This window comes from Nocardia carnea, from assembly GCF_029868855.1.
Taxonomy (GTDB): Bacteria; Actinomycetota; Actinomycetes; order Mycobacteriales; family Mycobacteriaceae; genus Nocardia; species Nocardia carnea_A.
This window is the reverse complement of sequence record NZ_JARWOV010000119.1, coordinates 1-5,726: the sequence shown is the minus strand read 5'-3', so window position 1 is coordinate 5,726 and position 5,726 is coordinate 1. Positions and strand designations below refer to the sequence as shown.

Below are 5,726 nucleotides of genomic sequence, written 5' to 3'. Positions count from 1 at the left end.
GCCGGCCCGACGCGGCCTGTGGTGGGCGCCGGTATGTTCGCGCTGTGGTGTCGCGGACCTCGAGACCCGGGCCCCCCTGGCGGTTGACCGAGGTCTATATCGTCGCCGGCCTGCCGGACGAGCCGCTCGTCCGGCAACGCTTCTGGCCGGCGTGCTGCCCGCCGATGCGGACAACGCGATCCGGCGTGGCCGCTGTCGTCCGGATCGTGGCCGGGTCGGCGTGCTCGCCCGGGTGGGCCGAGGCCGCCGTGGTCCGGGACAGGAAGGTGATGTGACACAGGGCAGCAAATCGAACGGATCGGTGCGGAACACCGGCACCCGCGGCGGCGTTGCTCTCTGCGTGAGTGATTCGACACCCGATCTGACCATGTACTCCACCACCTGGTGCGGTTACTGCCGCCGGCTGAAGACCCAGCTGAAAGAGGCCGGGATCACCTATGTGGAGATAGATATCGAGCAGGACCCGGCCTCGGCGGAGTTCGTGGGCAGTGTGAACAACGGCAACCATGTGGTGCCCACCGTGAAGTTCGCCGACGGCTCCACGGCCACGAACCCGTCGCTGGCCGATGTGAAGAAGGCGCTCGCCCGGCAGGCGTGAGCATCCGGGCGCCGCTGATACGACACCGATAGGTGAGGGCGGCCGGCTCGCGCGTGCCTGCGGGCGCCGGGCGGGTTCGGATCGCTAGTGTTGACCGGGTGAATCGTCGGATCATCACGCTCCTCGTCGCCCTGGTCCCCGTCCTGTTGCTCGGTGTGGTCGGCAGTGTCTACACCGTGCCGTTCGTCGCACTGGGGCCCGGGCCCACCCATGACACGCTGGGGAAATTCGAGGGTCGCGAGGTCGTCGGGGTGACCGGCGCCGAGCTGGACCGGACGTCCGGTCATCTGAATATGACGACGATCGCCATGCGTGACGGCCTGACCCTGTTCGAGGCGCTCGGGTTCTGGGTCAGCGGCCGGCACGGCATCGTGCCGCGGGCCGAGGTGTATCCACCGGGGCTGTCCCGCGAGGAAGTGGACAAGTCCAACGAGCAGGAGTTCACGAACTCGGAGAGCAATGCCGAGGTCGCGGCGATGCGTCAGCTGAACCTGCCCACCGCGGTGCTGGTGCACGAGGTGTCCGAGGAGGGCCCGTCCCGGGACGTGGTGCGGCCGGGCGACCAGATCGTGAGCGTGAACGGCACCCCGATATCGACCCCGCAGGATGTCGTCACCGCGGTGTCGAGCAGCGCGCCGGGTACGGTGCTGTCGCTGGTCATCCGCCGCGACGGCGCCGAGCAGACGGTGAATATCACCCTCGGTGCGCGCCCCGACGACGAGACCAAGGGCTATCTGGGCCTCACTCCCACCGAGGCCGCGGCGCCGCCGATGGCGGTCGATTTCCACCTGCCCGATATCGGTGGGCCGTCCGCCGGACTGATGTTCAGCCTGGCGCTGGTCGAGAAGTTGAGCCCGGGCGATCTCGACGGCGGTGCCTTCATCGCCGGCACCGGCACCATCGACGAGAACGGCAAGGTCGGTCCGATCGGCGGAATCCAGTACAAGATGATGGCCGCCCGGGAGGCGGGCGCCGAAACCTTCCTGGTGCCGGCGGACAACTGCAGCGAGGCGATCCAGCGGGTGCCGGACGGGCTGCGGCTGGTGCGCGTGGAGACCTTGGCCGGGGCGGTTCAGGCGCTGGAAGATCTCTCGGCGGGCGAGCAGGCCCCGAGCTGCGGCTGATCCCGGGGCCGGCGGCACCGGTGGCTAGTCGCCGGCGTCCTCCAGCGTATGGCGCAGTGCCTCGACCAGATTCGGCGCGAGATCCGGGTAGGTACGCAGATCCAGATCGCCGTCGTCCTCGGCTTCGTCCTCGGGCCGCAACTGCAGCAGGCACAGGCTGTTTCCGGTGCGCAGCGCGGCGGCGAACAGGCGGGCGTCCCGCCGCTCCGGATGCGCGTGGGCGGCGGCCCGGCCGGCGGCGTCGGCGGCATCGGCATCGGCCAGCAGCGGAGTCAGGGCGTCGTCGAGATCCTCCTCGGCGTCCGGTGGCAGGACCACGATCTCCTGAACCAGGACGCATCCGGCCACCGCGGGCGGCCAGCTCGTGGTGGCCAGGAATTCGTCCAGCGGCATCGTTCCGGCGGCGACCTCGTCGGGCAGGGGATCCTGTGCCACCGGAGTCAGTTCGTTCGCGGTGTCGATCTCATCGATGAGGGTGGGCTCGGCGATCACCAGATCCGCGGTCCGCACCAGAGCGAACATCTGCGGTGCGGCGCCCCAGCCCTCGGCGTCCACGAACTCGGCGACCTCGTGGACGGAACGGGCAAGGACTATTTCGGCATGCAGGTCGTCGCTCACCGGACCATCCTCGCATCCGGCGCGGCGACACCGCCCCAACCCTGCGGTCGCGAAGATGTCCGTTTTCCGTAAAGTGGGCGCTGAAGGTCCGCACGGACCCGACCGCAACAATTCGGACTGCGGCGCAGCGGCCGGTGGCGCTACCGGTTCGCCCGCCGCCGGACCCTGGAGAGTGGCATCGTGGGCATGCGCCCCCAAGCCGGTTTACCCTCGCTGTCCCGGCGCAGCCGTCTGCTGCTGGTGGCGGCGGTGGTGCTGGCCGCACTGCTGTTGGTAGGGCCACGGCTCGTCGACACGTACACGAACTGGTTGTGGTTCGGGGAAGTCGATTTCCGTGGCGTCTACCTGACCGTCCTATTGACCAGGGTCGCGATCTTCTTGGCGGTCGCGGTCGTCGTCGGCGCGATCGTCTGGCTGGCGTTGCTGCTGGCCTATCGATCCCGGCCGGTGTTCGTGCCGACCTCCGGGGCCGGTGATCCGATCGCGCGCTACCGCACCACCGTGCTGAGCAAACTGAAGCTGTTCGGTCTCGGTATCCCGGCGCTGCTGGGCATTCTCTCGGGGCTGGTGGCGCAGTCGAACTGGGTTACCGTCCAATTGTTCCTGCACGGCGGTTCGTTCGGCCGTACCGAGCCCCAGTTCGGTTTGGACGTCGGTTTCTACGCCTTCGATCTGCCGTTCTACCGGATGGTGCTGAACTGGCTGTTCGTCGCCGTGGTCATCGCCTTCTTCGCGAATCTGGTGACGCACTACATCTTCGGTGGTCTCCGCCTGACCGGTCGCGAGGGTGTGCTCACCACGCCGGCGCGGGTCCAGCTCGCGGCGCTGGCCGGGACCTTCGTGTTGCTCAAGGCCGTAGCGTACTGGTTCGACCGGTATCAGCTGTTGATGAGCAGCCGCAAGGAGCCGACCTTCAACGGCGGCTCGTTCACCGATATCAACGCGGTCCTGCCGGCCAAGCTGATCCTTCTGTCCATCGCGATCATCTGCGCGATCGCGTTCTTCGCCGGCATCGTCCTGCGTGACCTGCGGGTGCCCGCGATGGCGGCGGCGCTGCTGGTGCTCTCCTCGGTGCTGGTCGGTGCGGTGTGGCCGCTGATGGTCGAACAGTTCTCGGTGCGCCCGAACGCGGCGGAGAAGGAAAGCGAGTACATCGAGCGCAATATCGAAGCCACTCGGCAGGCATACGGAATCACCGACGACAAGATCGAATACGTCGACTACAAGGGCGAGAGCAGCAAGAACCCGGTGAATGTGCCGGTCGACCATGCCACCATCGCCAATGCCCGGCTGCTCGATCCGAACATCCTGTCGCCGACGTTCACGCAGCTGCGTCAGCTGAAGAACTTCTACGGATTCCCCGAGGCCCTGGATATCGACCGGTACGAGCTCAACGGTCAGATCCAGGACTACATTGTGGCTGCACGTGAACTGTCGCCGGCCAGCTTGAGCGGGAACCAGACCGACTGGATCAACAAGCACACCGTCTACACCCATGGCAACGGTTTCGTCGCGGCGCCCGCCAACCGGGTGAACCGGCCGCAGTCCGAGGACGTCAACACCGCCAGCAACAGCAGCGACTCCGGTTATCCGATCTTCATGGTGAGTGATCTGTTCACCCCGAAGGACCAGCAGCAGATCCCGGTCGATCAGCCGCGGATCTATTACGGCGAGCTCATCTCGCAGTCCGACCCCGACTACGCCATCGTCGGCACGGAAGAGGGTCAGGCTCCCCGCGAGTACGACTCCGACCAGGCGCGGTTCACCTACGACGGTGCCGGCGGTGTGCCGATCGGTAACTGGTTCAACCGGCTGGCCTTCGCCGCCAAGTACGCCGAACGCAATATCTTGTTCTCCTCGGCGATCAGCGCCGACTCGAAGATCCTCTACAACCGTTCGCCCCGCGAGCGGGTGGAGAAGGTCGCACCGTGGCTGACCCCGGACGGGAACGCCTACCCCGCGGTCGTGGACGGCCGGATCAAGTGGATCGTGGACGCCTACACCACTCTCGACAGCTACCCCTACGCGCAGACCACTTCGTTGGAGGGTGCGCTCGAGGACAGTATCGACCAGCGCACCGGCCGGTTGCTGCCCCGTAAGGAGGTCAGCTACATCCGCAACTCGGTGAAGGCGACCGTCGACGCCTACGACGGCACCGTCGAGCTCTACGAGACCGACCCCACCGATCCGGTCCTGCAGGCCTGGCGCGGGGTGTTCCCCGACGCGGTGAACCCGGAGAGCGAGATCAGTCCCGAGCTGCGGGCGCATTTCCGGTATCCCGAGGATCTGTTCAAGGTCCAGCGCGAGATGCTCACCAAGTACCACGTGGACGATCCGCGCGAGTTCTTCACCAACAACGCGTTCTGGTCGGTGCCGGCCGATCCGACGGTGGAGGGTGTGTCGGCGAGCCAGCCGCCCTACTACGTGCTGCTGGGCGATCCGGAGACCGGTAAGCCGTCATTCAACCTGACCAGCGCGATGGTCGGCTACAACCGGCAGTTCCTGTCGTCCTATATCTCGGTGCGCTCCGATCCCGAGGGCTACGGCAAGTTCAGAATCCTGCAATTGCCGACCGATACCCAGACACAGGGGCCGCAGCAGACGCAGAACACGATGACGACGGCGCCGCAGGTCTCGCAGGAGAAGACACTGCTGTCCAACTCGAACAAGATCAGATATGGCAATCTGCTCACCTTGCCGGTTGCCGACGGCGGGATCCTGTACGTCGAGCCGTTCTACAACGAACGCAATACCGGCCAGAACACGGCGACCTTCCCCCAGCTCCTGCGCGTGCTGGTGAGCTATCGCGACCAGGCGGGCAGCGTGAAGGTCGGGTACGGGTCGACCCTCGCCGACGCGCTGAACCAGGTGCTGCCGGGGGCCGGTGCGCTGGCGACCCCGTCGGGTGGCGATCCGGCCACGCGACCGAGTCCCGGCGCCGCGCCGCCACCGGCCGAAACGGATCAGGAACCCCAGGACCAGGGCGCCGGTACGACCGACGGTGCAGCCCCGCCACCGGCGGCAACGGGTTCGGCGGCGCAGAACGCCGCCGCGGCCGAACTGAACCGCAAGATCGAAGCGGTCCGCACTGCGATGCGTACCGGGAACTTCGAGGACTTCGGCCGGGCGTTGGACGAGCTGGATGCCGCGGTCAAGGCATACCAGGATGCCGGCAGGTAACAGCTGGGACGATCCACAGGCCCACAGATAACGAAGAGGGGGGGGGGGGGCGGGCCGCGCCGGCGGCGGCCCCGCAGCGGCGCGAATCCGAAGCACCGGATCCCCAGATGCGCGAACGCCTTCGCATCGGTACCGCCGGACAGCATGTACGGCACCGTCCGCCCGTGTGGATCGTGCGCCAGGATGGCCTCGTTCATCGCGTCGAC

5 protein-coding genes and 1 pseudogene are annotated in these 5,726 nt (G+C 67.1%); 4 read left to right on the top strand and 2 right to left on the bottom strand.

The window, feature by feature from the left end:
- From QH195_RS11710 to QH195_RS11700, 3 genes are all read left to right on the top strand, one after another.
- Nucleotides 1-275 (top strand): hypothetical protein (locus tag QH195_RS11710; RefSeq protein WP_280435372.1); only part of this gene is annotated, 275 nt, incomplete at its 5' end.
- A 92-nt stretch (nucleotides 276-367) separates the two neighbouring features.
- On the top strand, nucleotides 368-598 hold the full coding sequence (locus QH195_RS11705) for a mycoredoxin (RefSeq protein ID WP_280422010.1): 231 nt from the start codon (nucleotides 368-370) through the stop codon (nucleotides 596-598).
- 98 nt (nucleotides 599-696) lie between these two features.
- Complete coding sequence (locus QH195_RS11700; RefSeq protein ID WP_280421981.1) at nucleotides 697-1,722, top strand: YlbL family protein; 1,026 nt, start codon at nucleotides 697-699, stop codon at nucleotides 1,720-1,722.
- A gap of 24 nt (nucleotides 1,723-1,746) precedes the next feature.
- Here QH195_RS11700 and QH195_RS11695 read toward each other — a convergent pair whose 3' ends face one another.
- Complete coding sequence (locus tag QH195_RS11695; protein ID WP_280421980.1) at nucleotides 1,747-2,340, bottom strand: PPA1309 family protein; 594 nt, start codon at nucleotides 2,338-2,340, stop codon at nucleotides 1,747-1,749.
- A gap of 180 nt (nucleotides 2,341-2,520) precedes the next feature.
- On the opposite strand from QH195_RS11695, the gene QH195_RS11690 reads away from it, so the two are divergent.
- Entirely contained in the window at nucleotides 2,521-5,520 is a 3,000-nt protein-coding gene (locus QH195_RS11690) for a UPF0182 family protein (RefSeq protein WP_280435371.1), read from the top strand.
- 71 nt (nucleotides 5,521-5,591) lie between these two features.
- On the opposite strand, the pseudogene QH195_RS35235 reads toward QH195_RS11690, so the two are convergent.
- Nucleotides 5,592-5,726 (bottom strand): annotated as a pseudogene (locus QH195_RS35235) (M20/M25/M40 family metallo-hydrolase); the annotation flags it as partial.

Bases quoted from the DNA above. Each gene is read 5' to 3' on its own strand.
- QH195_RS11705 (WP_280422010.1), top strand. From the start codon at position 368: ATGTACTCCACCACCTGGTGCGGTTACTGCCGCCGGCTGAAGACCCAG.